This window comes from Variovorax sp. GW823-FHT04F07, assembly GCF_058795995.1.
This window is the reverse complement of record NZ_JBXAIG010000002.1, coordinates 535,733-561,136: the sequence shown is the minus strand read 5'-3', so window position 1 is coordinate 561,136 and position 25,404 is coordinate 535,733. Positions and strand designations below refer to the sequence as shown.

Genomic DNA, 25,404 nt, shown 5'->3' with positions numbered 1-25,404 from the left:
TTGCGGTGACACCCTGGGTTGTCGCTGTGCGTTCAAGGGTCCGACCCGGGTGGTGCGGCGGAGCCGGGCGAAATGTTAGCGTGCTTCCGGCAAGGTAGGCCATCGTCCTCCGACCCGCTTCACCCCGGCATCTTCGGCGGCCAGTGGTGCGTCTCGCCGCGGCCCTCGCTGCACCAGGCATAGAGCGCGTCGTACATCACCAGCCCGTGCTGCAGCATGACGTGATCGTCGGCGAACACGCGCGACAGGCCCAGCGAGATGGCGTAGAGCCCGGCCGACTGCGGCGTGAGGTCGAGTCGCGAGGTGTCCGCACCGCGCACGATGTCGGCCATCTGGTGCAGCGCAGGGTCGGCGAGCTCGTACTTCGTGAGGAAGGCATCGAAGCTGCAGCGCTCGCCGACGTGGCTCATCGCCACGCCCGGAATGTCGTAGGGCGTGGCGCCGGTGCTTTGCGCCATCGTCAGCACGTCGGCCGGCGGCACGTAGAGAAACTCGGCCTCGCGGTCGATGAAGCGCAGGATCAACCACGGGCAGGCGATGCGGTCGATCTTCGGGCGTTCGCGGGTGATCCATTTCATGGCGTGGCTCCTGGGTCGGCAGGCTTGGGCTGGAGCGGCCGGCCGGCGGCCTGCCAGCCGTCGATGCCGCCGCGCAGATAACGTGCATCCAGGCCCGCAGCGCGCAGCCGCAGGGCCGTGCTGCGTCCCACCTCGTGGCCGTACACGCAGTAGACGACGAGCGCGCGGTCGGCCGGAAGTTCGGCGGCCCAGCGATCGACCGCGGCCGGGTCGCGCCAGCGCGCACCGGGGATCATCGACGCGGCCTGCTCGAATACGCCGGCGCGGCGCACGTCGAGCAGCATCGAACCGGCCACGTCGTCCTGCGCCGCGCCGAAGGGTTCGCTGGCGGCGTGCACCGCCTGCTGGTAGCGCGCGTACACCGGGGCCCAGTCGATGTTCTCCATGAAGGCATCGACGTACGCGCCGGCGGCGGCGCCGTGGTCCAGGTGGTAGGCGTGCTCGTACATGTCCAGCGCCAACAGGGGCGCGCCGCCCGCCAGCGCATGGGTGTGGTCAGCAGCCCATTGGTTGACCAGCGTGCCCTCGCGCGGCTGGAAGGTGAGCAGCACCCAGCCCGAGCCGCCGCCAAGCGCCTTGCCCATCGCTGCGAATTCCTCGCGCCATCGATCGACGCTGCCGAAATTTGCAGCCAATGCGAGTGCCATGGCGGGCTCCATCGTCCGGCCGTCGCCGCCGAGCGAGGCGAAGTACAGCTCGTGCAGCAGCATCGAGTTGGTGGCGATGAGCTCTTCGCGCTTGAGGCCGTTGAGCGCGAAGCCGGGCATGGCGGCGAAAGATGCCGTGGCGAGCTGCGCGCGGATGGCGTTGAGGCGCTTGATGGCGCCGCCATAGTTGTTCTGGTGATGGCTGATTAGAAGCTTCTGCGACAAGCCGCGCAGCGTGGCCGGGTCGAAGGGCAGCGGTTGGGGTCGGGCGTCCATGGGAACTCCTTCAGCGCGGCAGGGCAGACAGCCACGTGAGCGCCAACCCGATGGCCGCGCAGGCACCGAGCAACGTCATCACGCCGACCTTGAAGCGGAACAGGGCGACGGCCGCGGCCACGGCCATCACCGCCGAGATCGCGTCGAAGCGGCCTGCGAAGCCGTGCGGCCAGAGCACGTGGTACGCGAAGAACAGCGCCAGGTTCAGGATCACGCCCACCACCGCCGCGGTGATCGCCGACAGCGGCGCCGTGAAGCCCAGCCGGCCGTGCGTGGCCTCGATGGCGGGCCCGCCCGCCAGGATGAAGATGAACGAGGGCAGGAAGGTGAAGAAGGTGACGACCGTCGCGGCCAGCGCGCCGCCGAGGAACAGCGAGTCGGGCCCCAGCACCTGCGTCAACCAGCCGCCGACGAAGCCGACGAAGGCCACCACCATGATGAGCGGCCCCGGCGTGGTTTCTCCCAGCGCCAGCCCGTCGATCATCTGCGCGCCGGAGAGCCAGTGGTACTGCTCGACGGCCCCCTGGTAGACGTAGGGCAGCACGGCATAGGCGCCACCGAAGGTCAACAGCGCGGCCTTGGTGAAGAACCCGCCCATCTGCGTGAGCGTGCCGTGCAGGCCCTGGGTCGCGATGAGCACGCCCATGGCCAGCAGCCACAGGCCCAGGCCGATGCCCAGAATCTTGAACAGGTGCGCGCGTGAAAAGCGCGCGTGCGCCGGCGTGGGCGTGTCGTCGTCGATCAGCGCCGGGCCGTGGTGCTGCTGCGCGCTGCCATGGCCGCCGCCGAGTGCGAACACCTCCGGCGCCCATCGCGCGCCGAAGTGCCCGATGAGGCCGGCGGCCAGCACGATCGCCGGAAACGGCGCGTCGAACGCGAAGATGGCGACGAAGGCCGCGGCGGCGATGCCCCACATCCACCGGTTCTTCAACGCGCGGCTGCCGATGCGGTGCGCCGCGTGCAGCACCAGCGCAGTGACCGCCGGCTTGATGCCATAGAAGATGCCGGCCACCACCGGCACGTTGCCGAAGCGCAGGTAGACCCACGACAGCGCGATGAGGATGAACAGCGAGGGCAGCACGAACAGGGCGCCGGCCACGAGGCCGCCGCGCGTGCGGTGCATGAGCCAGCCGATGTAGGTGGCCAGTTGCTGCGCCTCGGGGCCGGGCAGCAGCATGCAGAAGTTCAGCGCATGCAGGAAGCGCTTCTCGCTGATCCAGCGCCGCCGCTCGACCAGCTCCGCATGCATGATCGCGATCTGCCCGGCGGGCCCGCCGAAACTGATGAAGCCGAGCTTGAGCCAGAAGCGAAACGCTTCGGCAAAGGAAATGGGCGTGGGGGGCGCAGGAAGCGCAGAGGGGGCGTCAGGCAAGGCGGTGTCCACGGAAAACTCCGTTGAGGGTCACCAGCGCTTGGACGGGACACCGTCTTGCTTTGCAGCGCGGGAGGCTGTTTTCCCGCGGAAGGGCATCGTAGCAGTGGCCGTTCCTGCTGGCAACGCAGGGCCCTCAGGCCCTCTTCACGTTGCTGGAAAGCGCCCGTGCGTCTTTTCGGTCAGCGCGCCTGCGCGCACACGTGCTTGAACACGATCCCGCTCACCGTGGTGGGGCCGCCCACGGCCTTCCATTCGCTGCGCCGGGCGAGGTCGATGTCGTGCACTTCCAGCGGCCCGTTGTGGCTCACGACGCGGCGCATCTTTTCGCGCCGGCCCTTGCAGTCGTAGTCGTAGAGATAGCGCGAGGTGCGAAACGGGGTCTTGCCCACGTCGGTCTGCAGCTCGTCGTAGCGGTAGAGCGTCCACGCTTCCACGGCATCGCCATGCGGCTTGACCGAATCGCGTTGCAGCAGCACCTGCTTGCGCGGGGTGGTGGCGATTTCGGTCCAGGTGTCGGCGGCGTGTGTGGCGACGGCAGTCAGCAAGGACGCTGCTGCGCAGGCGGATGCGACGAGACGGCACGCCAGCACGGCGCGGTGCTTGGGCAGACGAGGCTTCATTGGTTTCACTCCCTGTGAATCGGTGGGCAAGCAGGCGAAGAATGCCATGCATCGCTGCGAGCGAGAACCTCCGCCTCAGGCCACGATGAACGCCGAAGGCTTCTGCCCGAGCCGCTTGCGGAACATGGTGGAGAAGGCGCCCGGGCTGTCGTAGCCCAGCTGAAGCGCCACCGCGGTCACCGACCGGCCCGTTGCCAGTTGGGCCATGGCCGAGAGCAGGCAGGCCTGGCTGCGCCATTCGGCGAACGCCATGCCGGTGTGCTGGCGGAAGAACCGGCTGAAGGTGCGTGCGCTCTGGTGCAGCTGCTGCGCCCAGGCCAGGGGCGACGTGCGCACGTCGGGCGCGTGCAGGAAGGCGATGCACAGCGCCGCCAGCCGCGGCTCGCCCGGCAGCGGCGCAAAGAAGGGCAGGGCCGCCGCGCGGCCGACTTCTTTCAGCACCAGCGACATCAACAGGCCGTCGCGGCCGCGTTCGTCGTACAGCGCCGGCACGTCGATGGCCTCGATCAGCAGCTGCCGCAGCAGCGGCGACACGGCCAGCACTTCGCACTGCGGACCGCCGCGCGGCGCGGCGGCTGGCTCGATGTAGAGGCTGCGCGTGCTGACGCCCACCATCCGCACCCGGTGCGGCTTGCCGGCCGGAATCCAGACGCCGCTGTGAGGCGGCACGACCCAGGCGCCGTCATCCGTGCCCACCTCCATCAGCCCGGTCGCGCCGTAGAGAAACTGGGCGCGGCGGTGGCTGTGCATTTCGAGCAGGGTGCCGGGCGCGTAGTCGGTGCCGATGGCCAGCACGGCGCGGGGCGTGGGGTCGAGGGTGTCGAGAGGCTGGTTGCGCACGGCAGCGGGTCGGTGGGTTGGCCGGAACGCAAATATTGTTGACCGAACATCGCAAGCGCGCCAGTCCCTCGGACTCTAGCCTCGAGGCTTCTTTCCGTGTCGATGGAGTGCCTTGTGTCGTTGTATGTGATGTTGGTGGTGTGCGGATGCCTGACGGGCGTCACCACCGTGCTGTTCGGTTTCGGCGGTGGATTCGTCGTGGTCCCGTTGCTCTACCAGCTGCTGTCCCAGTTGAATGCGGCCGACAGCGCCGTCGGGCAGTCGGCCATGCAGATCGCGGTGGCCACGTCCACCTGCGTGATGGTCTTCGGCGCGCTGCTGGCCACGTGGCGCCATCAGCGCGCCCGAACGCTGGACTGGTCGCACATCAGGCCGCTGCTGGGCGTCATAGGTGCCGGTGCGGTGCTGGGTGCGCTGGCCGCCACCGCGGTCCACGGGGAATGGCTGCGCTGGGCATTTGCCGCCTACCTGGCGCTGACCATCGTGGACTGCTGGCTGCGGCCCGGTTTTCTTTCGCCGACCGTGGCGAGCAAGGCTGCGCCCTCTCTCACGGCCACGGCGCTGTCGGGCCTGGCGATCGGCTGGATTGCCGCATTCCTCGGCGTCGGCGGCAGCGTGATGACGGTGCCGCTCATGCGCCGTCGCGGCATCGAGATGAGTCGCGCGACGGCCATGGCCAATCCGCTGTCCCTGCCGGTCGCGCTGGCGGGCACGGCCACCTACGTGGCCTTGTCCGCCACTTCGACGCCGGCGTTCGGACCGTGGCATGTGGGGTATGTCGACGTGCGCGCGGCGGCGGCGCTCGTGGTGGGGTCGTGGATCGGCATCCGCGTCGCCGCGCTGTGGATCGGGCGCATTCCGGACCGCGTCCACGCCAAGGTCTACCTGGCCTTGTTGATCGTGGTGTTCGGGGCGATGGTGGTGCGCTGAGCGCACGGCACCGTCCCGCTTCACGCCATCGATGCGCCCAGCAGGAAGTCCGTGACCTCGTCCGAGAACACGCTGCGCCGCGCACCGAGGAGCACGCCGTCCGCGTCCTGCGGGTCGGGCCGTGCAGCAGGCATGCCGTGCGCCACCAGGGCCTGGGCGCAGCCGACCCAATCGCCGCCTTCGACCGGCTCGTTGAGCGAGGCCCACGACAAGGTGCCGCAGGCGTTGTCGCCGAAGCCGTGCGGCGCCTGCCAGTCGGCACCATGGTCGAGCAGGAACCGGACAAGCGCCGCATCGCCGCAGAACACGGCGTGGTTGAGCGCCGAGGCGTCCCAGTCGCCGCCGCGGACTTCGAGCGGCCAGCCGAGCGTGACCATCGCCTTCACCGCGTCGCTGCAGCCCTGCGCTGCGAGCTCGGGCAGCAGGCGAAGCTGCGTGGGCTCGAGCGAGCCGATGAGGCCAGGGTGCCGCGCCTGAAGCGCTCGCGCCGTGGCTTCGTCGCCGCGCGCGCATGCGGCGATGAAGGCTTCGCTGGTGGGGAGCGCCGCCGGGTCGCCGCTCGCGGCCTGCAGCAGCTGTGCGACCTCTGTCAGCCCAAAGCGCAGGGCGACGGTGTGCGCGGGTGTGCCGTCTTGCGTGAACACGTTGGGGTGCGCGCCGGCGGCCAGCAAGGCCTCGATGTGCGTCGGTGAACGGCGGCGGCGAAGGGCCCAGAGCAGCGGCGAACCCCAGTCCGAGATCGGCGGGCCCTGCGGCCGCTCGTTCGCGTCGCCGCCGTGTGCGAGCAGGAGGCGCAGCGTCTGGACGTCGTCCAGGTCGAGCACCCGGTACAGCGCGTTGGAACCCGTCACGCGTGCGCCGGCTTCCAGCAGCAGCTTCGTGCAGGCGGGCTGGTCGAGCGAGTGGTACAGCGATTCGCCGTCGTTCGGGTCGGCCCCGGCGTCGAGCAGCAGCTTCGTCAGTTCGGGGTCGTGGTTCTGGCCGGCCGCGCCATACAGCGCGGAAAGCCGCTCGGTGTCGGCGGGCGTTTCGAGCGATGCGGGAGGCCAGCGGTTGCCGGCCGATTGATCGGGAGAGGCACCGGCGTCGAGCAGGAACTTCGCGCACGCGTGCAGGCGTTCGCGATGGCCCGGCAGTCGCATCAGGCCGGAATGCGTGACGGCCACGAGCGGCGGCAGGTGCAGCGGACCGCCCGCGCGATGGACCCATGCCGGGTCTTGCGCGGTGGCGTGGCGCAGCGCGGCTTCATCGCCGATGGCGCAGGCCAGGTACGGGTCGCCGCCCGCCAGCAGGGTGGGGTTCTCTTCAAGCAGACGCAAGGCCACCGCAGGCCGTGCGCGGTTCGTGCCGCCGGCGATGTCGCCCGCGTACACGAGGCGCATCCAATGGAGCACTGCTTGGGCCGGGTCATCGGCCTGCGCCCTGCGGGCCAGGACAAATCCCTGCAGGTCGCCCCACGAAGCGAAGCCGTACTCGCGCGCCACGCACGACTGCGCATCGTGCAGGCGCAAGCCTTGGGCTGCGAGGGCGCCGGCGGTCTTGCCCGATGCGGCCGGCAGCGCGCTGCGAAATCGGTGAAAGGCCGTGGGGTCGTTGCTGCGGTAGAGCGCCAGCAGTTCCTTGGCTTGCTTCTTCAGGTGGCCGATGTCGGGCCGGGCGGGAATACGCTTCATGGAAACCTCCGTGCATCAGGCGCCGATGACCCGCAAATCCGGCTGCACAAAAGGCTGTGGATCGTCATGAAGAAGGCAAGTGGGTTCAACCCTTCCCGCGGGCCCGGGCGCGGCTTGCACCGCGGCTCGGATGGTAGCGGATCGGGGCAGGGCGGCGCCCTGCGCCGAAGTGCAGGTCACCGCTTGCGCGCCACGATGAAGGGGCGGTTCTCGCCACCCTTCGTCGCGTGGTTCTCGCTGGCAAGCACCTCGAAGCCGGCCGCCTGCAGATGCGCCCCGAGTTCCGCCGCCCGGAACACACCGGCATGCGGCGCCAGACCGATCGCGCGCATCGCGGGCAGCAAGGCCAGCCGAAGCAGCGGGGTCATGTCGCCGAGGCAGGGCGTCTTGGAAACGAACAGGCCCTGCGGCGCGAGCAGGGCGTGGATGCGGCGCAGCGTGCCGGGCAGGTCGCGCACCAGGTGGAGGTAGTTGAAGCCCAGCACGGCGTCGAAGGGGCCTTCGCCCGGTGCCAGCGTCTCGGCGGTCGCCACGCGGAACGCCAGGCCGGGGACCGGGGCGGCGGCGTGCTTCTCTTCGGCGATGGCGATCATGCCTTCGGCGATGTCCGTCGCCAGGTACGCGCGAACGTGGGCCGCGAGGCGCAGGGCCGTCGTGCCGGTGCCGCAGCCCAGCTCGAGCACGCGCGCGTCGGGCTCGAACTGGGCGCGGGTCCGCTCGAGCGTGCGCGTGTAGCCGGCCTCGTCCGCGATGGCGCTCTTCGCGTAGCGGCGAGATGTGCGGTCCCAGAATCTGGCGTCGTTCGCGAGGCTCATGGTCTTGGATCGGCGGCGTGTGGAAGGGTGCGGCGCACTGTAAACCGCCGCCGGGGCGCTGTCGCCGATTTGCGCCGCTTCGCCCGCCATGTCGCTATGCTGGCGCCCGCCAATCACTCCAGGAAAAGAGACTCTCATGACCATGCGTACCTCGTCTTTCTTCTCCCTGCGTTCCGTCGCCCTGGCCTGCGGCCTGGCGATCGGCGCCGTGGCCACCGCGCAGGCGGCGCCCGATGCGAAGCTGCTCGCTGCTGCCGAGAAGGCACAGCCCGCCGTCATCGACAACCTGAAGGAGATGGTGTCCATCGAGTCGGGCAGCCTGAACGTCGAGGGCCTGATGAAGATGGCCGACGTGATCGAAGGGCGCCTGAAGGCGGCCGGCTTCAAGACCGAGCGCCGCAAGGCCTCGGCCGGCGCGGGTGCCGACATCGTCATCGGCACGATCAAGGGCACGGGCAAGCGAAAGATCATGCTGCAGGGCCACATGGACACGGTGTACGCGCCGGGCATCCTGAACAGCCAGCCCTACAAGGTGGACGGCAACCGCATCTACGGCCCCGGCATCGCCGACGACAAGGGCGGCCTCGCGGTGATGATGGCGTCGCTGAAGATCCTGGCCGATGCGGGCTGGCGCGACTACGACACGCTCACCGTGCTCGTGAACCCCGACGAAGAGGTGGGCTCGGTGGGCTCGGGCGAACTCATCGCGACCACGGCCGACCTGCACGACACCGTGCTGTCCTTCGAGCCGACGGCCGCCAAGGCGGTGGCCAAGGGCGAGTCGCTGCTGCTCGGCGCGGCCGGCATCGCGCAGGCCACGCTCGAGGTGAAGGGCCGCGCGGCGCACGCCGGCGCAGCGCCCGAGCTGGGCCGCAATGCGCTGTACGAACTGTCGTACCAGATGCTGCAGACCAAGGACCTCGCCAAGGACATCCCCGGCGTGACGCTGAACTGGACCGTGGCGCGCGCCACCGGCCCGATCAACCAGATCACCGAGAAGGCGCAGGCGCTGGGCGACATCCGCATCACGCAGCCCGGCGCCGAGAAGAAACTCAACGAGGCGCTGCAGGCCAAGATCGCCAGCGGCAAGCTGATTCCCGACACCGAGACCACGGTGAAGGTCGAGGTGGGCCGCCCGGCCTTCGTCGCGGGCGCCAAGGGCCGCGCGCTGGCGGAGAAGGCGCAGGCGATCTACAAGGAGCTCGACCGCGAACTGGCGCTGACGCCGATGACCGGCGGCGGCACCGACGCGGGCTTCGCGGGCCGCTCGGGCAAGGCCACGGTGGTCGAGAGCTTCGGCCTCGCGGGCTTCGGCTACCACGCGCGCGACGAGTACATCGAGGTCGACTCGATCGTGCCGCGCCTGTACCTCGTGACGCGGCTGCTGACCGAGATCGGCAAGAACTGAGTTTGTAGCGCGCAGTGCGCCCGCGGCAGGGGCCGCGGGTTCACTGCGGTGCGTTGGGATCGCCCGGGCGGCGGCGATGGGCGGCAGCCGCCGCCGCTGCGGCCTGAGCCTGGGCTTGCTGCTGTTGCGCCTGCTGGCGTTGCATCTGTTCCTGCTGGTGCTGCTGCTGGCGTGCCTGGTTCTGCGCCGCCTGCTGTTGTTGCTGCTGCATCTGCTGGCGCTGCATCTGCTCCTGTTGCTGGCGTTGCTGGGCCTGGGCGGCTTGCTGCTGTTGCATCTGCATCTGGCGCGCCTGTTCCATCTGGGCCTGGCGTTGCTGTTGCGCGGCCTGGGCTTGCGCCTGTTGTTGCTGTTGCAACTGCTGCTGGCGACGGGCCTGCTCCTGTTGAGCCTGTTGAGCCTGTTGCTGCATCTGCTGCGCTCGCTGGGCCTGTTCCTGTTGAGCCTGCTGCTGCATCTGCTGCGCGCGCCGGGCCTGTTCCTGCTGCGCCTGCCGTTGCTGTTGCTGGGCGGCCTGGGCCTGCTGCTGTTCCTGCTGGCGACGTAGCTGCTCCTGTTGCGCCTGTTGCTGCTGCATCTGTTGGCGGCGGCCCTGCTCCTGCTGGTCCTGGCGTTGTTGGCGCAATGCCTGTTCCTGTTGCTGCGCCTGCTGCTGGCGACGCGCCTGCTCTTGCTGGGCCTGTTGTTGGCGCTGCTGGTCTTGCGCGGCCTGCTGTTGCTGCTGCATCTGCTGGCGACGGGCTTGGTCCTGCGGGTCCTGGCGTTGACGCAGGGCCTGCTCCTGCTGCGCCTGTTGTTGACGTTGCGGGTCTTGCCGCTGACGCAGTGCTTGTTCCTGTTGCGCTTGCTGTTGACGTCGTGCCTGCTCCTGCTGGGCTTGTTGCTGACGCTGCGGGTCCTGCGTGGCCTGCTGTTGCTGCATCTGCTGGCGACGGGCTTGTTCCTGCTGATCCTGGCGTTGGCGCAGGGCCTGGTCCTGTTGCATCTGCTGCTGGCGGCGCGCCTGTTCCTGCTGCGCTTGCTGCTGACGCTGCTGGTTCTGCGCCGCTTGTTGCTGCTGCATCTGCTGCCGGCGGGCCTGCTCCTGCTGGTCCTGGCGCTGGCGCAAGCCCTGTTCCTGCTGCACCTGTTGCTGGCGCCGCGCCTGTTCCTGTTGGGCCTGCTGTTGCTCGCGCAACTGGTTCTGGGCCGCCTGCTGCTGCATCAGCGCCTGTTGCTGTTGCTGCTGCTGGGCACGCGCCTGTTGTTGCAGCTGCTCTTGCTGCTGCGCCGCCTGCCATGCCGCCGCACCGGTCGGCGGGCCGCTGCGATCGCCTGCGTAGTTGTTGTTGTAGACGTTGCGCACGTTGTTGACGACCGTGGTCGAGCGCGACACATACGTGCTGTTGTTGTAGACCACCGCAGGCCGGTAGGCCGGCGGCGGCGGTGCCGCACGGTCGCGCCAGCGCGGTGCACCCCAGTTCATGTTCCAGGCGTTCCAGCCCCAACCGTGGCGCTCCAGTGCCGAGCCGACGATCACGCCGCTGCCGAAGGCCAGCGCGCCCACCGCGGCCACCTGGCCACGGCTGTAGCCAGGCTCGACCACCACCGGCGGCGGTGCATAGGCATAGCCGGGGTAGACGGCCACGGGCATGTCGTACACCATCTGCGGGTCGTAGCGCGGCACGTACACCACGTCGGGCTGCACGGGCTCGATGGTGATGAGCTCCTCGGGCGGTTCGATCACCAGGGGGCCCGCGTACATCGGCTGCATGTCGGGCGCGGGCGTGTAGTTGGGCGGCGTTGCGGCGCGCGCCACGCGCAGCTTGTCGTTGTTCTTGAGGCGACCGGCCTTCGAGGCGCGCTGGCGCATCACCTGGATCGCGTTCATCACGTCGGCCGGGTCGTTGTAGTAGGCCTTGCCCAGTGAGGTGGTCCACGCGATGTTGCCGGCCATCTGGTCCATCACGGGCCGGAACGCGGTGAGCGACTTCACGCTCGGGTCCCACGGCTGCTGGTTGGCTGCATCGGCGAGCGGGCCGGCCTTGAGCGTGGGGTTCTGCTGCAGCCAGCCGTGGGCCGCGGTGATCTGATCGGGGTAGGTGGCACCGGCCAGAATCTGCGCGACGAGCTTGTCGGGGTACAACGCAATCGGCGCGACCAGTTGGTAGAGCTGTTCGGCCGAGGGCGGCGTGTAGGCGGCCGGCACCGGCGCGGCGACGGGCGCGGGGGCCTGGGTGGCCGGTGCTTCAGCGGCGGGAGGTGGTGGTGCGGGCTTGTCGCAGCCTGCAACGAACAACGCTGCGACGCACAGCGAAGCCATGAGGCGCCGCTGAAGGCGGGGGAGGTGGGGAGAGGGTGTCATCTGGCATGTCCTGAAGACGCCGGCAGGGTGCCCGGAACTCCTTCAACGGCGGGCCAGAGCAGGCGATGACACAGCCTGCGCCTTGGATGCAACGGTCTGTGTCGGCGGTGCGCCGCCTGTGCTGTCGGCGCAGGACCACGAGACCACCGGGCGACGTGGCGATCGCCCGGGGAAGAACCTCTGTCGTTACTTGGCGCCGCCCGAATACTTGGTGACGCTGCTGGCCTTCACGTGGTATCCGCTCACGCCCATCATCGAGTCGTTGCGCAGCGTCTGCAGCTTGCCGGTGACCCACACGGTGTCCATGGCGCGGAACTTGGCGCCCTTTTGCGGAATGACGTGCAGGATCTGGTTGGCCGACGGCGGCGGCGTGTGGATGCAGGCGCCGAAGTAGGGCACGAGCAGGAACTCGGTGACCTCGCCCTTGGCCTCTTCGAGCGGCACGATGAAGCCGGGGATCTTCACTTCCACGCCGTTGAGCGCGGGGTTGGTGGGCGCGTTGTTCGACACCTCTTGCATCTTCATCAGCAGCTCGTTGGCGCGCGGGTCACCGTCGTCGAGCGTGCTCAGGTCGATGCCCTTGAAGGCCTTGGCCGGGTCCCAGTCCTTGGGCACGAGTTCTTCCCAACTGATCTGGCGCGGCTGGCCCGCCGCGGCCTGAGGCGCGGCTGCGGCCGGTTTGCCACCCAGCGGGTTGGTCGCGGTCGTGTCCTTCGGTGCGGGCTCGGCGGCCCAGGCGGCGGCTGCGAGGCCGGCGCCGGCCAGCAGCATCGACAGGGTGGTGAGCACGCGGGATGTGGAGGTCTTCGTCATGGTCAGATTCTCGGAGAAAGGCCGTCGGCCAGCGACAGGCGGTAGGCCCGGATGCCGGGCAGCAGGCTCGCGAGCCAGCCGGCGACCAGCAGGCTCGCCGTCAGCAGCCATTCGTTCAGTGTAGGTTCGGACAGGCTCAGCGTCAGGCCGAACTGCGCCTGCAGCCATGGCGAGAGCAGGGCGATGCCGAGCACCGCCATCGTCACGCCCAGCAGCACGCCCAGCACGGTGACCAGCGCGCCTTCGAGCGCCAGCAGCGCCAGCACGTGGCGCAGGCCCGCGCCCACGGCGCGCAGCACGGCGAGCTCGCGGCGGCGTTCGTTCAGTCCCGCCATCACCACCGACACCAGCCCCGCAAGACTCACGAGCGCGACCAGGGCCGACATCAGCAGCAGCGCGTTCTCGCCGATGCCGATCACGCTCCACAGCTCGTCGAGCGCCACGCCGGGCAGGATGGCCATCAGCGGCTCGCCGGTGTAGGTGGAGATCCAGCGCTGCACGCCGAACACGGCGGCGCGGTTCTTCAGGCCCACGAGCGCGGCTGTCACGTTCTTGGGCGTGAGGTCGAACTTGCGCACCTGCTCGGCCGGAATCTTCACGCCCGGCATCGGCGCGCCGCCCACCCATTCGAGGTGGATGGCTTCCATGGCCGCCAGGCCGATGTGCACCGTGCGGTCGACCGGCGTGCCGGTGCGCGCGAGCACGCCCACCACGGTGAAGGGCTTGTCGGCATGCTCGGCCACGTTGAGCTCGCCGCTGCCGTGCGCCAGCGTGATTTTCTGGCCCACGTGGTAGCCGAGCTTGTCGGCCACCTCGGCGCCGACCACGGCATCGAACAGCGCATCGAAGGGCTTGCCTTCGCGCAGCTTCAAGGTCTGGCGGTCGCCGTAGCGGAAGTGCGTGAAGTACTCGGGCGTGGTCGCGAGCACCGAGAAACCGCGGTGCGAATCGCCCAGCGACAGCGGCACCACCCAGTCGACGCCGGGGTGAGCCTGCAGCGCCTGCACGCTCTTCCACGAGATGTTGTTGGTGGCCGCGCCGATGCGGAACACCGAGTACAGCAAGAGCTGCGTGGAGCCGGTGCGCGCGCCCACGATGAGGTCGGTGCCCGAGACCGACGAGGCGAAGTTCTCGCGCAGCTCGGTGCGGATGCGCTCGACGCCGAGCAGCAGGAAGGTCGACAGCGCGATCGAGAACACGGTGAGCGCGAGCGTGAAGCGGCGGTTCCAGGCGCTGCGCCATGCGATGGAAAACAAGGCTCTCATGCGTCCACCGCCATCGCGCTCGATGCCGCACGGTTGATCTCCGGCAGCAGCACGTGCCGCGCAAAGCGTGGCGCGATGCGCTGGTCGTGGCTCACGAACACGAGCGCGCTGTGGTTCACGGCGCAGGCCGTGAGCAGCACGTCGAGGAAGGCTTCGCGCCGGTCTTCGTCGAGCGCGGAGGTGGGCTCGTCGGCAATGACGACCTCGGGCTGGCCGATGAGCGCGCGCGCCGCGGCCACGCGCTGCTGCTGGCCGACGGACAGCTGCAGCGCCTGGCGCTTCCACAGCGCGCGGTCCAAGCCCATCTGGTCGAGCAGGTGCTCGGCCTCGTCGCGCGAGCTGCCGTTGCGCGCGGCCTGCGCCTCGCGCCGCGCCGAGAAGCGGCAGGGCAGCAGCACGTTGTCGAGCACGCTCAGGTAAGGCAGCAGGTTGAACTGCTGGAAGATGTAGCCCACGTGCGCCACGCGGGCGCGGTCGCGCTGCGTGCCCGAGAGCTTGGCCCAGTCGTGGCCCAGCAGCGTGACGCGGCCTTCGTCGGCCACCAGCACGCCGGCCAGCAGCGACAGCAGCGTGCTCTTGCCGCAGCCGCTCGGGCCGTGCAGGAACACGGACTCACCCGCCGTGATGCGCAGGGCCTCGATGTCGATGCAGGGTGTCTTCACGCCGGGCCAGGTGAAGCGCAGGGCTTCGGCGGCGAGCACGACGCGCAAGTGCGTGGTCTCGGCCTGCGGGAGGGTGCTCACGCTGTCACTTGCCCAGCGTCAGGCGGGAAGGCTGCGCCGCCTGCGCGCCGCTCGGGCGCTTCAGCTGGCGCTTGAACTGGCCTTGCGCGGAGGCGATCTGCACGTCGATCTGGCGCGCGCCCTTGAAGGCCGAGAACAGGTTCAGGTCGATGAACTTCGCGGCGGCGGCCTGGGTGCAGTTGAAGGAGAAAGAGGCGTCGAGGTCCGCGTGCCCGCTCGATTCGGCGGGGTCGGGGTTGCCCAGGCCGAGCGCGCCGGAGCGCAGGTCGACGGGGCCGAGCTTGCAGTTGGCGGCGGGGTCGATGGTGAAGAGCTTGTCGGCCGCGCGCAACTGGGCGATGGCGGCTTCGACGGTCTTCTTCTCGGCGTCGGTCTTGGGCGCGCGCTCGAAGCCGACGATGTTGTCCAGCGGCGATTCCATGGCGATCACGATGGTGGGCCCGTCGATGGCCACGTCGAGCTTGAGCTGGCCGTGCACATGCGCGTGCTGTTGCTGGGCCTGTGCGGGAAGGGCGGCTGCCGCGAACAGCGCGGCGGCGGTCAGTGCGAAGCCGGAGGACGTGCGTCGAAGTCGGGTGTGCAGGGTGTGCATCATGGTTCTGCGCCTTGCCGGGTCGGCAGCCCCGGCGTGTTGCTCCATTCGCTCCAGCTGCCGGCATAGAGCGCGGTCGTCCCGAACCCCGCGATCTGCATCGCGAGCAGGTTGGGCACGGCGCTCACGCCGCTGCCGCACTGGTGGACGACGGTCGCCGCATCGCGCCCCGCGAGCAGCGCTTCGAACTCGGCGCGCAGTTGCGCGGCGGGCTTGAACTTGCCGTCGGAGCCGATGTTGTCGGCGAAGGGCCGGTTCAGGGCCCCGGGGATGTGACCCGCGATCGGGTCCAGAGGTTCCACCTCGCCGCGGTAACGTGCACCGGCACGCGCGTCGATCAGCTGCTGGTCAGGTTGACCGAGCCGGCGCACCACGGTGTCGGTGGTCACGAGCTTGGCCAAGGGCTCGCCCTGTACGAAATTCGACTGGAAGCGCGCGGGCTCTTCGCGGTCGGTCACCTCGCCACCCGCGGCCTGCCAGGCCTGCAGGCCGCCGTCGAGCACGGCCACGGCGTCGTGGCCCATCCACTTGAGCATCCACCACAGGCGCCCGCAGTAGTTGGCGCCGTTGCGGTCGTACACCACGGCCTGCATCGTGTTCGAGAAACCCACCGACGACAGCCAGGCCGCGAACTTCTCGCGGCTGGGCAGCGGATGGCGCCCGCCCGAGGCGGGCACGCCGTCGTCCTGCGCCACCACCACGTCGCCGCGCGCACCAGGCAGGCCATGCTTGGCACTGAGGTCGGTGTCCAGGTTGGCGTACTGCGCGCCCGGGATGTGCGCGGCGGCATACAGCTGCGCGCCGGCCTCGGGCTTCATGAGGTCGAAGCTGCAGTCGAACACCATGAGGGGCGAGTCGCCCTCGCGCAGCTGCCTGAGTTGTTCGACGGAGATGAGGGTGGTGTACATGGCGGAAGCTCCTTCGAAAAATGGTTCGGCGATGGGTGCCGTGGCTGCTGCGTTCAGTGTTCCTCGGCCGGCGCCTTCGGCACGGCCCGCTGGCGCAGCACGGTGGCCGCGATGCCGCTGGCGATGATCAGCGCCATGCCGGCCCAGCCGGCGGCGTCGATGCGGTCGTCGAACAGCACCACGCTGTAGAAGGCCGCGAACACGATGCCCGAATATTGCAGGTTCGCGACCACCAGTGTGCCGGCCTGGGTCTTGGCGGTGGCGTAGGCGCGGGTCATGCACAGCTGTCCGAGGGCGGCCAAGAGGCCGATCGGCAGCAGCCACAGCGCATGCTGCCACGTCCACGAACTGCCGCCCGAAAACCCGGTCGCGGCCGTGGCGAAGGCGCCGGCCACGGCCGAGCCGACCGCGAAATAGAAGACCGTGCGCAGCTCGGGCTCGCCGATGCGCGACAGCGCCACCACCTGCATGTAGGCGAAGGCGGCCGTGACGCCCGACAGCAGGCCCAGCATGCCGGCGAAGCCGTCGCCGCCGCCCACCGTGGGCTTGAGCATGAGCACCACGCCGGCAAAGCCCGCGAGCACCGTCATCACCAGCGGGCCCTGCAGCGGCGGGCGCTCGATGCGGCCGTCGCGCCCGGGCACCGGCACCCAGGCCAGCAGCGCGCCGCCGACCAGGAAGGCCGCGACCCACACGCTGCTCATGTAGTTGAGCGTGACGGCCGTGGCCAGCGGCATGTGGGCGATGGCGTAGAACCACGCGCCCAGCGACACCACGCCGATGGTGCTGCGCCAGGCATGCATGCCGGGGTATTTGGTGGCAAGGGAGGTGCCGCGGTTGCGCGCCAGCAGCCAGAGGAACACGATGCCGATGAGGCCGCGCCCCAGGACCATCTCACCGCTGTTGAACCATTCGGAGGCCACCTTCACGACCACGCTCATGGTGGCGAACAGAAAGGCCCCGAGCACCATCCACAGCGCTTGCATCGATTGACATCCAGATCAGAAAAAAGAAAGCCCCGGCGGGTGCGGGGCGGGGCGGCGTTCAGGCGCGTGGTTGTTGCATCGCGTTGCGGTACCACTCGTGGAACTGCTGCATGCCGTCTTCCATGGGGCTCTGGTAGGGGCCGGTCTCATTGTCGCCGCGCAGCATGAGCGCGCGGCGCCCGGCGTCCATGCGCTCGGCGATCTCGTCGTCCTCCACGCAGGTTTCCATGTAGGCGGCCTGCTGGGCCTCGACGAACTCGCGCTCGAAGGCGACGATTTCCTCGGGGTAGAAGAACTCGACCATGTTGAGCGTCCTGGTCGGGCTCACCGGGTGCAGCGTCGACACGGTGAGCACGTGCGGGTACCACTCGATCATCACGTGCGGGTAGTAGGTGAGCCAGATCGCGCCGTACTTGGGCGGCTTGCCGTCGCGGTACTTGAGCAGCTGCTCCTGCCACTTCTGGTACACGGGGCTGCCCGCGCGGCCCAGGCGGTTGGCCACGCCCACCGTCTGCACCGAGAACTCGGGCTTGAACTCCCAGCGCAGGTCGTCGCAGGTGACGAAGCTGCCCAGGCCGGGATGGAACGGGCCGACGTGGTAGTCCTCGAGGTAGACCTCGATGAAGGTCTTCCAGTTGTAGTTGCACTCGTGCAGCTCGACGCGGTCGAGCGCGTAGCCCGAGAAGTCGAGGTCGGCCTGCGGGCCCAGGCCTGCCATGTCGGCCGCCACGTCGCGGCCGCTGCCGTCGGCGTTCTTCTCGAACAGAAGACCGTTCCATTCGGTGAGCGGGTAGTTGTGCAGGTTCAGGCACGGGTCCTGGTCGAAATGCGGGGCGCCGATCAGCGTGCCGGTGGTGCGCGCATCTTTCGCGGCGTAGGTCCAGCGGTGCAGCGGGCAGACGATGTTGCCGCCGGTCTGGGCGTCGAGCTGGCCCCGGCCCTGCAGGATCAGGGCCTGGCGGTGGCGGCAGACGTTCGAGATGAGCTCCACGCCCTTGGGTGTGTGGACCAGCGCGCGGCCCTGGTGTTCTTGCGGCAGGGTGTGGAAATCACCCGGCTCGGGCACGGCCAGTCGGTGCCCGACGTAGCGGGGCCCTCGCGCGAAAAGGTTCTGCATTTCGCGGGCGTACAGGGCCTCGTCGAAATACGCGGTAACTGGAAGTTGGCTCGCGGCCTGCTGCAGTTGAAGACTTAAATCAGACATGGAGGACCTGACCAAGCTCCCCACAGGGAGAAAAAAAGAAAAAAACGGAAGGCGCCGTCTGCAAGGGTGACGGCCCGAAGAGGTGTGCCGGTGCGACCGGCGGGGGAAGCGGGGATTGTACCCGGGGGGCATTTTTGCGCCCGCCGGGTTTTTGCCTCGCATGGCCGGGCGCCATACAGGGTGTTGCAAAGGGTCGCGCGCGCGTGCGCGGGCTGCCCGGCGGTTCGTTGCGCCCCCGCCCTAAAATGTTCCGTTTCATCCACGATTCGTTGCATGCCCAAGGTGCCTTCTCCTTCCACGACCAGCCCGGCGGCCACGCCCGACACCGGGCCGCTGCCCGCCAGCTACGAAGCCGGGCTCCAGGAACTGGAACAACTGGTTGCAGAACTCGAATCGGGCCAGCTCCCGCTGGACCAGCTGCTGGGCAGCTACCAGCGCGGCGCCGCGCTGCTCGGCTTCTGCCGCGACAAGCTGCAGGCGGTCGAGGACCAGATCAAGGTGCTCGACGCCGGCAGCCTCAAGCCCTGGACGGCCGAATGAGCGCCGTTCCGATGACCTCCGCTGCCCCCACCACCGCCACCCCCTGGGACGCGAAGACGCTGGCCAACTGGGCCGAGCCCCATCTGGCCACGGTCGAAGCGGCGCTGTCGCGCTGGGTCGGCGTCGATGCGCCGGTGCTGCTGGGCGATGCCATGCGCTATGCCGTGCTCGACGGCGGCAAGCGGCTGCGGCCGCTGCTGGTGCTCGCGGCCAATGAAGCGGTCGGCGGCAACGCCCACGCCGCGCTGCGTGCGGCCTGCGCCACCGAACTCATCCACGCCTATTCGCTGGTGCACGACGACCTGCCGTGCATGGACAACGATGTGCTGCGCCGCGGCAAGCCCACCGTGCACGTGAAGTTCGGCGAAGCCGACGCGCTGCTCGCGGGCGACGCGCTGCAGGCACTGGCGTTCGAGCTGCTCGCGCCCGAGGGCGACGAGGTGCCCGCGGCCATGCAGGCCCTGCTGTGCCGCCTGCTGGCGCGCGCCGCCGGCAGCCAGGGCATGGCCGGCGGCCAGGCCATCGACCTGGCCAGCGTCGGCATCGCACTGAACGAAACCCAGCTGCGCGAAATGCACCGCCTGAAGACCGGCGCGCTGCTGCAGGGCAGCGTCGAGATGGGCGCCGCCTGCGGCACCGTGTCGCCGGCCGCGCTGGCGGCGCTGCGCGACTACGGCGCCGCCATCGGCCTGGCGTTCCAGGTGGTCGACGACATCCTCGACGTCACCGCCGACTCGCAAACCCTGGGCAAGACCGCCGGCAAGGACGCCGCGGCCGACAAGCCCACCTACGTGTCGCTGCTCGGCCTGGACGGCGCGCGCGCGCAGGCGAGCCAGCTTCTTGCCGACGCCATCGCCGCACTGAACAAGAGCGGCCTGGCCGACACCTCGGCACTGCGCGCCCTGGCCCACATGGTGGTCGACCGCGACCGCTGAGAAGAAAAAAGAACCCACCTCCATGGCTCCGCTGCTTCCCACTCTCCACGACCCTTCGCCGATCCGCCAGTACGACCGGGCCCAGCTCAAGCAGCTGTCCGACGAGGTGCGCGCCTGCGTGCTCGACAACGTCTCGCGCACCGGCGGCCACCTGAGCTCCAACCTCGGCACGGTCGAGCTGACGGTGGCGCTGCACCATGTGTTCAACACGCCGCACGATCGGCTGGTGTGGGACGTGGGCCACCAGACCTACCCGCACAAGATCCTCACGGGCCGGCGCGAGCGCATGCCCACGCTGCGCCAGCTCGGCGGCATCTCGGGCTTTCCGCAGCGCACCGAGAGCGAGTACGACACCTTCGGCACCGCCCACTCGTCGACCAGCATCTCGGCCGCGCTCGGCATGGCCATGGCCGCCAAGCAGAAGGGCGAGAAGCGCCATGCCGTGGCCATCATCGGCGACGGCGCGCTCACGGCCGGCATGGCCTTCGAGGCGCTCAACAACGCGGGCGTGTGCGACTGCAAGCTGCTGGTCATCCTGAACGACAACGACATGTCGATCAGCCCGCCGGTGGGCGCGCTCAACCGCTACCTCGCGCAGCTCATGAGCGGTAATTTCTACGCCGCCGCCAAGAGCGTCGGCAAGAGCGTGCTGCGCAATGCGCCGCCGCTGTTCGAGCTGGCCAAGCGCCTGGAGCAGCATGCCAAGGGCATGGTCGTGCCGGCCACGCTGTTCGAGCAGTTCGGCTTCAACTATGTCGGCCCCATCGACGGCCACGACATCGACTCGCTGGTGCCCACGCTCGAGAACCTCAAGCACCTGGACGGCCCGCAGTTCCTGCACGTCGTCACGAAGAAGGGGCAGGGCTACAAGCTCGCCGAGGCCGACCCGGTGGCCTATCACGGCCCGGGCAAGTTCGATCCGCAGGTGGGCCTGGTCAAGTCGACCACGGCGGCCAAGCAGACCTTCACGCAGGTCTTCGGCCAGTGGCTGTGCGACACGGCCGCGCACGACGGCCGCCTCGTGGGCATCACGCCCGCGATGCGCGAAGGCTCGGGGCTCGTGGAGTTCGAGAAGCGCTTTCCTGATCGCTACTACGACGTCGGCATCGCCGAGCAGCACGCGGTCACGTTCGCGGCCGGCCTGGCCTGCGAGGGCCTCAAGCCCGTGGTCGCGATCTACTCGACCTTCCTGCAGCGCGCCTACGACCAGCTGATCCACGACGTGGCGATCCAGAACCTGCCCGTGGTGTTCGCGCTCGACCGCGCGGGCCTCGTCGGCGCCGACGGCGCCACGCACGCGGGCGCGTACGACATCCCGTTCCTGCGCTGCATTCCCAACATGAGCATCGCCTGCCCGGCCGACGAGCGCGAGTGCCGCCAGCTGCTGACGAGCGCCTACGAGCAGAACCACCCGGTGGCCGTGCGCTACCCGCGCGGCGCGGGCGCCGGCACCACGCCGCACCTCACGCTCGACGCGCTGCCCTTCGGCAAGGGCGAGGTCCGGCGCGAGGGCCAGCGCATCGCCATCCTCGCGTTCGGCACCTTGCTGTACCCGGCGCTCACGGCGGCCGAGTCGCTCGATGCCACCGTGGTCAACATGCGCTGGGCCAAGCCGCTCGACGTCGAGTTGCTGCTGCAGGTGGCGGGCACGCACGACGCGCTCGTCACGCTCGAAGAGGGCGCCATCATGGGCGGTGCGGGCAGTGCGGTGGTCGAGGCCCTGCAGGCCGCCGGCGTGCAGAAGCCGGTGCTGCAACTGGGCCTGCCCGACCGCTTCATCGAGCACGGCGATCCGGCCAAGCTGCTCGCATCGATCGGTCTCGATGCCGACGGCATTGCCGCCGCGATCAAGAAACGCTTCGTTTGACAAGAGGTCGCAGGGTAAACCCCCGCCGGCCACCTGTAAGCGCGTTTTTACAATCAAAAGGACTCACAAAAGTCCCTGACGCGGTCACAAGCCGCGTTTTGTTTTTTCCAAAGCACTCGGAGTGAATTCAATGGATCGTCGTTCCCTCATCAAAAACGCCGGCATCGCGGGCGTTCTGGCTGCCGGCATCGCGCCCGCGGTTCACGCGCAAGCCACCGTTCGCTGGCGTCTCGCATCGAGCTTTCCCAAGTCGCTGGACACCATCTTCGGCACCGCCGAGGTGTTCTCGAAGAGCGTGAGCGACATGACGGGCGGCAAGTTCCAGATCTCCGTGCACGCGGGCGGCGAGCTGATGCCCGCCTTCGGCGTGGTCGACGGCATCCAGAGCGGCGCGGTCGAAATGGCGCACACGGCGCCTTACTACTTCTACGGCAAGGACCCGACCTTCTGCCTGGGTTGCGCCGTGCCCTTCGGCATGAACACCCGCCAGCAGAACGCCTGGATGTACGAAGGCAACGGCCTGAAGCTGATGCGCGCCTTCTACGCCAAGTACAACATCATCAACCTGCCGGGCGGCAACACGGGCGCGCAGATGGGCGGCTGGTTCCGCAAGGAAATCAAGTCGGTCGCCGACCTGAAGGGCCTGAAGTTCCGCACCAACCCGTTCGCCGGCAAGGTGCTCGAACCCTTCGGCGTGATCCCGCAATCGATCCCCGGCGCCGACCTGTACCCCGCGCTCGAAAAGGGCACGCTCGACGGTCTCGAATGGGTCGGCCCGTACGACGACCAGAAGCTGGGCTTCAACAAGATCGCCCCGTTCTACTACTACCCCGGCTGGTGGGAAGGCGGCCCCGAGCTCGACTTCTACATCAACACCAAGGCATGGGAAAGCCTGTCGGCCGATTTCAAGGCGGTGGTCGAAGCGGCTGCCGCGCACGCCAACATCACGATGACGGCCAAGTACGACGCCAAGAACCCGATCGCGCTCAAGCAGCTCGTGGGCTCGGGCACCAAGCTGCGTCCGTTCTCGCAGGACGTGATGAACGCCGCCTTCAAGTCGGCCCAGCAGATCTACTCGGACCTGAACAACAGCAACCCCGAGTGGAAGAAGATCTACAGCGACTGGTCCAAGTTCCTGGCCGACCAGAACGCCTGGTTCCGCTACACCGAAGGCACCTTCGACCGCTTCATGCAACAGCAGAAGCTGTAAGGCACGCGGCGCTGCAACCCGGCGCTTCGCACCTCTCAAGAAAAAAGCCCCGCTGGTTTCGGCGGGGCTTTTTCATTTGGACGCGGGTTCGGGTTCGGGGGAGGGCGGTGGCGCGGAGGGCAGCGTGCGCATCGCCACCTGCTCGCCGAACGCGATCAGCACCTGCGGGTCGTAGGCATGGAACCAGGTGATGCCGCCGAAGCGCCGGCGCACCAGCAGGCGCGGTGCGATCACGCGCTCGAGCATGCGGATGTGCACCAGCTTGAGCTGCGCCACGTCCTGCGCGCTCACGCGCTTGTTCCACAGCCAGGTCTGCGTCAGCACGTCGCCTTCGAGGCGGGTGCGGCTGTAGACGATCCAGTAGCCGACCCAGATCACGCACAGGCCCGCCACGCCGAAGACGAACAGGCTGGTGGCCGACCAGCTGGTGGTGCGCAGCGACGGCAGGCTCCACAGCGCGAAGGCGAAGAGATCGACCACCAGCACCACCGCCAGCGTGCGCAGCAGCGGCGGGAAGGCGGCGCTTTCGAGCGGGCCGCCTTCTTGCGTTGCGGGGTGGTCGTTCGGGGCGTCGCCGGGGCGGGCGTCGCTCACGGTTTGGAAGCTTCGCCCGCCGCCGGGGCCGCCGGCGTTTCCTCGGGCGTCTTCTGGTTGCCGAACGGGTCTTCCATGTTCACGCCGTTGTCGGTGGCGGGCGGCGCGTTCGGGTCCACCGGCATGTCGAGGTTGACCTTCTCGATGTCGACGACCTTTTCCTTCTCGAGGAACACGGTCACCGTCTGCGGGAAGAAGATCACGATGGCTACCAGCAGCAGCTGCATCACGACCCAGGGCACGGCGCCCAGGTAGATGTCGCGCGACTCCACCTTCTTGGGCAGCGCCCCGTTCTTGAACAGGGTGTCGGCGATGCCCCGTAAATAGAACAGCGCGAAGCCGAACGGCGGGTGCATGAACGAGGTCTGCATGTTCACGCACAGCAGCACGCCGAACCAGACCATGTCGATGCCCAGCTTGTGGGCCACGGGGCCCAGCAGCGGCAGGATGATGAAGGCGATCTCGAAGAAGTCGAGGAAGAACGCCAGGAAGAACACGAAGATGTTGACCGCGATCAGGAAGCCGATCTGGCCGCCCGGCAGGCCCGAGAGCATGTGCTCGATCCACTTGGCGCCGTCCACGCCCTGGAACACCAGCGAGAACACGCGCGAGCCGATCAGGATGAACACCACCATCGCCGTGAGGCGCATGGTGCCTTCCATCGCGTCCTTCATCAGCGCCCAGTTCAGGCGCCGGTGAATGAGCGCCAGCACCAGCGCGCCCACCGCGCCCATGGCGCCGGCCTCGGTCGGCGTGGCGATGGCCTTGTCCATGAAGGGCAGGCCGCCCATCGAGCCGAGCACCGCGAAGATCAGGATGGCCGAGGGGATGATGCCGCGCAGGCACTTGCCCCACAGCGCCCAGCCGTGCAGCGTGCGCGCCGTGGCGGGCAGGCCGGGCACGTAGTGCGGGCGGATGCGCGAGACCAGGAAGGTGTAGATCGCGAAGATCACCACCTGCAGGATCGACGGGCCCCAGGCGCCCTTGTACATCTGGCCGACGTCGGTGCCGAGCTGGTCGGCCATGACGATCAGCACCAGCGAGGGCGGCACCAGCTGCGTGATGGTTCCCGAGGCGGCGAGCACGCCGGTCGAGTAGCGCATGTTGTAGCCGTAGCGCATCATGACTGGCAGCGAGATCATCGCCATCGCGATCACCTGGCCGGCCACCGTGCCGGTGATGGCGCCGAGGATGAAGCCCACGATGATCACCGAGTAGCCCAGGCCGCCGCGGATCGGGCCGAAGAGCTGGCCCATCGAGTCGAGCATGTCCTCGGCGAGCCCGCACTTCTCTAACACCGCTCCCATGAGCGTGAAGAACGGAATGGCCAGCAGCGTCTCGTTCGACAGGATGCCGAACACGTTGAGCGGCAGGTTGGCCATGAAGCCGGCCGGGAACCAGCCCATCTCGATGGCGAAGAAGCCGCAGATCAGGCCGAGGGCCGAGAGCGAAAACGCGACCGGAAACCCGATCAGCATGATCACCACGAGCCCCGCGAACATGATCGGGGCGAAATTTTCCATGTGCATGATGTCTACTTGTCCTGCGGTGCGGGCGGTGTCGGGGCGGTCTGGCGAAGCGCGACGAACGCCATCACTGCACCGGCTTCTCGTAGTGCGTGTTCATCTCGATCAGTCCGCGCAGGTAGGCGATGCGCTTGATGATCTCGGCGACACCTTGCAGGAACATCGTGCAGAAACCCACGGGCATCAGCAGCGCGGCGGGCCAGCGGATCAGCCCGCCGATGTTGCCCGACATCTCGCCCGACACCCAGGTGTTCCAGAAGAACGGCCAGGTGAGGTAGGTCAGCAGGCCCATCACCGGCAGCAGGAAGAAGGTCAGGCCGAACAGGTCGACATACACCGGCCCGTGGCCCTTGAGCTTGCCGTAGATGATGTCCACGCGCACATGCTCGTTGAAGCGCAGCACCACCGGCGCACCGAGCATCACGGTGGCAGCGAACAGATACCACTGGATCTCGAGGAAGGCGTTGTTGCTGAAGTCGAAGCCGTACCGGACGAAGGCATTGGCGGCCGAGATGAGCGATGCGGCCAGGACCGCATAGCCGGCAAATTTGCCGAGTTTTTCGCTGACCCAGTCCATGACGGCCGCGAATTTGAGGAATACAGACAAGGGGTGTCTCCCGCGAAGCCCAAGGTGAAGCGCCGGCCCCTGGTGGGGGCTGCGCGCAAAGCCCGCAATGGTATCTCGGTGAACCTTAGTATTGCCTTGACACAAACT

General features: G+C 68.6%; 24 protein-coding genes. 6 read left to right on the top strand and 18 right to left on the bottom strand.

Annotated features, from left to right (window positions below; translation table 11 throughout):
• Positions 1 to 119: 119 nt before the first annotated feature.
• The 5 genes from AC1RAA_RS11765 to AC1RAA_RS11745 all read right to left on the bottom strand — a co-directional run bounded on the left by AC1RAA_RS11765 (position 120) and on the right by AC1RAA_RS11745 (position 4,336).
• On the bottom strand, positions 120 to 578 hold the full coding sequence (locus tag AC1RAA_RS11765) for a chromate resistance protein ChrB domain-containing protein (RefSeq protein WP_492729215.1): 459 nt from the start codon (positions 576 to 578) through the stop codon (positions 120 to 122).
• Positions 575 to 1,501 carry a Fe-Mn family superoxide dismutase gene (locus AC1RAA_RS11760; RefSeq protein ID WP_492729217.1) on the bottom strand — a complete coding sequence of 309 codons (927 nt, stop codon included), beginning with the start codon at positions 1,499 to 1,501 and terminating at the stop codon, positions 575 to 577. Before AC1RAA_RS11760 ends, AC1RAA_RS11765 begins: the two co-directional genes overlap by 4 nt.
• A 10-nt stretch (positions 1,502 to 1,511) precedes the next feature.
• Positions 1,512 to 2,885: a chromate efflux transporter gene (gene chrA / locus AC1RAA_RS11755; protein ID WP_492729219.1), complete on the bottom strand. Its 1,374-nt coding sequence runs from the start codon at positions 2,883 to 2,885 to the stop codon at positions 1,512 to 1,514.
• Positions 2,886 to 3,055: 170 nt separating this feature from the next.
• Positions 3,056 to 3,496: a surface-adhesin E family protein gene (locus tag AC1RAA_RS11750; protein WP_492729221.1), complete on the bottom strand. Its 441-nt coding sequence runs from the start codon at positions 3,494 to 3,496 to the stop codon at positions 3,056 to 3,058.
• A gap of 75 nt (positions 3,497 to 3,571) precedes the next feature.
• Positions 3,572 to 4,336 carry an AraC family transcriptional regulator gene (locus tag AC1RAA_RS11745; RefSeq protein WP_492729223.1) on the bottom strand — a complete coding sequence of 255 codons (765 nt, stop codon included), beginning with the start codon at positions 4,334 to 4,336 and terminating at the stop codon, positions 3,572 to 3,574.
• Positions 4,337 to 4,465: 129 nt separating this feature from the next.
• Here AC1RAA_RS11745 and AC1RAA_RS11740 point away from each other — a divergent pair, with 129 nt between their 5' ends.
• Positions 4,466 to 5,266, top strand: a complete 801-nt coding sequence (locus AC1RAA_RS11740) for a sulfite exporter TauE/SafE family protein (RefSeq protein ID WP_492740583.1) — start codon at positions 4,466 to 4,468, stop codon at positions 5,264 to 5,266.
• A 20-nt stretch (positions 5,267 to 5,286) separates the two neighbouring features.
• Here the strand turns inward: AC1RAA_RS11740 and AC1RAA_RS11735 are convergent, their stop codons facing one another.
• Complete coding sequence (locus tag AC1RAA_RS11735) at positions 5,287 to 6,939, bottom strand: ankyrin repeat domain-containing protein (RefSeq protein WP_492729227.1); 1,653 nt, start codon at positions 6,937 to 6,939, stop codon at positions 5,287 to 5,289.
• A gap of 176 nt (positions 6,940 to 7,115) precedes the next feature.
• Complete coding sequence (locus tag AC1RAA_RS11730) at positions 7,116 to 7,754, bottom strand: class I SAM-dependent methyltransferase (RefSeq protein WP_492729229.1); 639 nt, start codon at positions 7,752 to 7,754, stop codon at positions 7,116 to 7,118.
• A gap of 136 nt (positions 7,755 to 7,890) precedes the next feature.
• On the opposite strand from AC1RAA_RS11730, the gene AC1RAA_RS11725 reads away from it, so the two are divergent.
• Positions 7,891 to 9,162, top strand: a complete 1,272-nt coding sequence (locus AC1RAA_RS11725; protein WP_492729231.1) for a M20/M25/M40 family metallo-hydrolase — start codon at positions 7,891 to 7,893, stop codon at positions 9,160 to 9,162.
• A gap of 40 nt (positions 9,163 to 9,202) precedes the next feature.
• Here AC1RAA_RS11725 and AC1RAA_RS11720 read toward each other — a convergent pair whose 3' ends face one another.
• The 8 genes from AC1RAA_RS11720 to AC1RAA_RS11685 all read right to left on the bottom strand — a co-directional run bounded on the left by AC1RAA_RS11720 (position 9,203) and on the right by AC1RAA_RS11685 (position 18,017).
• Positions 9,203 to 11,464, bottom strand: a complete 2,262-nt coding sequence (locus AC1RAA_RS11720) for a DUF3300 domain-containing protein (protein WP_492729233.1) — start codon at positions 11,462 to 11,464, stop codon at positions 9,203 to 9,205.
• Between the two features lie 228 nt (positions 11,465 to 11,692).
• Positions 11,693 to 12,319, bottom strand: a complete 627-nt coding sequence (locus AC1RAA_RS11715) for a DUF3299 domain-containing protein (protein ID WP_492729235.1) — start codon at positions 12,317 to 12,319, stop codon at positions 11,693 to 11,695.
• 2 nt (positions 12,320 to 12,321) lie between these two features.
• The gene (locus AC1RAA_RS11710) at positions 12,322 to 13,584 is read right to left on the bottom strand and encodes an ABC transporter permease (protein WP_070061815.1); all 1,263 of its coding nucleotides are present in this window, start codon (positions 13,582 to 13,584) and stop codon (positions 12,322 to 12,324) included.
• The gene (locus AC1RAA_RS11705) at positions 13,581 to 14,327 is read right to left on the bottom strand and encodes an ABC transporter ATP-binding protein (RefSeq protein WP_095946849.1); all 747 of its coding nucleotides are present in this window, start codon (positions 14,325 to 14,327) and stop codon (positions 13,581 to 13,583) included. The genes AC1RAA_RS11710 and AC1RAA_RS11705 overlap by 4 nt, the downstream gene beginning before the upstream one ends.
• 4 nt (positions 14,328 to 14,331) lie before the next feature.
• Positions 14,332 to 14,922, bottom strand: coding sequence for a DUF2796 domain-containing protein (locus AC1RAA_RS11700; protein ID WP_240531357.1), 591 nt, complete (start codon positions 14,920 to 14,922; stop codon positions 14,332 to 14,334).
• Complete coding sequence (locus AC1RAA_RS11695; RefSeq protein ID WP_492729238.1) at positions 14,919 to 15,827, bottom strand: sulfurtransferase; 909 nt, start codon at positions 15,825 to 15,827, stop codon at positions 14,919 to 14,921. Before AC1RAA_RS11695 ends, AC1RAA_RS11700 begins: the two co-directional genes overlap by 4 nt.
• A gap of 53 nt (positions 15,828 to 15,880) precedes the next feature.
• Positions 15,881 to 16,813, bottom strand: a complete 933-nt coding sequence (locus AC1RAA_RS11690; protein ID WP_062468822.1) for a DMT family transporter — start codon at positions 16,811 to 16,813, stop codon at positions 15,881 to 15,883.
• Between the two features lie 58 nt (positions 16,814 to 16,871).
• Positions 16,872 to 18,017 carry an aromatic ring-hydroxylating oxygenase subunit alpha gene (locus AC1RAA_RS11685; protein ID WP_070061819.1) on the bottom strand — a complete coding sequence of 382 codons (1,146 nt, stop codon included), beginning with the start codon at positions 18,015 to 18,017 and terminating at the stop codon, positions 16,872 to 16,874.
• 273 nt (positions 18,018 to 18,290) lie between these two features.
• On the opposite strand from AC1RAA_RS11685, the gene xseB reads away from it, so the two are divergent.
• From xseB to AC1RAA_RS11665, 4 genes are all read left to right on the top strand, one after another.
• The gene (gene xseB, locus AC1RAA_RS11680; RefSeq protein WP_062468817.1) at positions 18,291 to 18,557 is read left to right on the top strand and encodes an exodeoxyribonuclease VII small subunit; all 267 of its coding nucleotides are present in this window, start codon (positions 18,291 to 18,293) and stop codon (positions 18,555 to 18,557) included.
• A complete protein-coding gene (locus AC1RAA_RS11675; RefSeq protein WP_492729240.1) occupies positions 18,554 to 19,492 on the top strand; it encodes a polyprenyl synthetase family protein in 939 nt (312 codons plus the stop codon). The genes xseB and AC1RAA_RS11675 overlap by 4 nt, the downstream gene beginning before the upstream one ends.
• 22 nt (positions 19,493 to 19,514) lie before the next feature.
• Positions 19,515 to 21,359 (top strand): 1-deoxy-D-xylulose-5-phosphate synthase, encoded by a 1,845-nt coding sequence (gene dxs / locus AC1RAA_RS11670; RefSeq protein ID WP_159277877.1) that lies wholly within the window; start codon positions 19,515 to 19,517, stop codon positions 21,357 to 21,359.
• 130 nt (positions 21,360 to 21,489) lie between these two features.
• Positions 21,490 to 22,569 carry a TRAP transporter substrate-binding protein gene (locus tag AC1RAA_RS11665; protein WP_062468808.1) on the top strand — a complete coding sequence of 360 codons (1,080 nt, stop codon included), beginning with the start codon at positions 21,490 to 21,492 and terminating at the stop codon, positions 22,567 to 22,569.
• Between the two features lie 72 nt (positions 22,570 to 22,641).
• On the opposite strand, the gene AC1RAA_RS11660 is transcribed toward AC1RAA_RS11665, so the two are convergent.
• The 3 genes from AC1RAA_RS11660 to AC1RAA_RS11650 all read right to left on the bottom strand — a co-directional run bounded on the left by AC1RAA_RS11660 (position 22,642) and on the right by AC1RAA_RS11650 (position 25,296).
• Entirely contained in the window at positions 22,642 to 23,163 is a 522-nt protein-coding gene (locus AC1RAA_RS11660) for a hypothetical protein (protein WP_492729242.1), read from the bottom strand.
• On the bottom strand, positions 23,160 to 24,692 hold the full coding sequence (locus tag AC1RAA_RS11655; protein ID WP_492729244.1) for a TRAP transporter large permease: 1,533 nt from the start codon (positions 24,690 to 24,692) through the stop codon (positions 23,160 to 23,162). Before AC1RAA_RS11655 ends, AC1RAA_RS11660 begins: the two co-directional genes overlap by 4 nt.
• 64 nt (positions 24,693 to 24,756) lie before the next feature.
• Positions 24,757 to 25,296 (bottom strand): TRAP transporter small permease subunit, encoded by a 540-nt coding sequence (locus AC1RAA_RS11650; RefSeq protein WP_070061823.1) that lies wholly within the window; start codon positions 25,294 to 25,296, stop codon positions 24,757 to 24,759.
• Positions 25,297 to 25,404 lie beyond the last annotated feature (108 nt).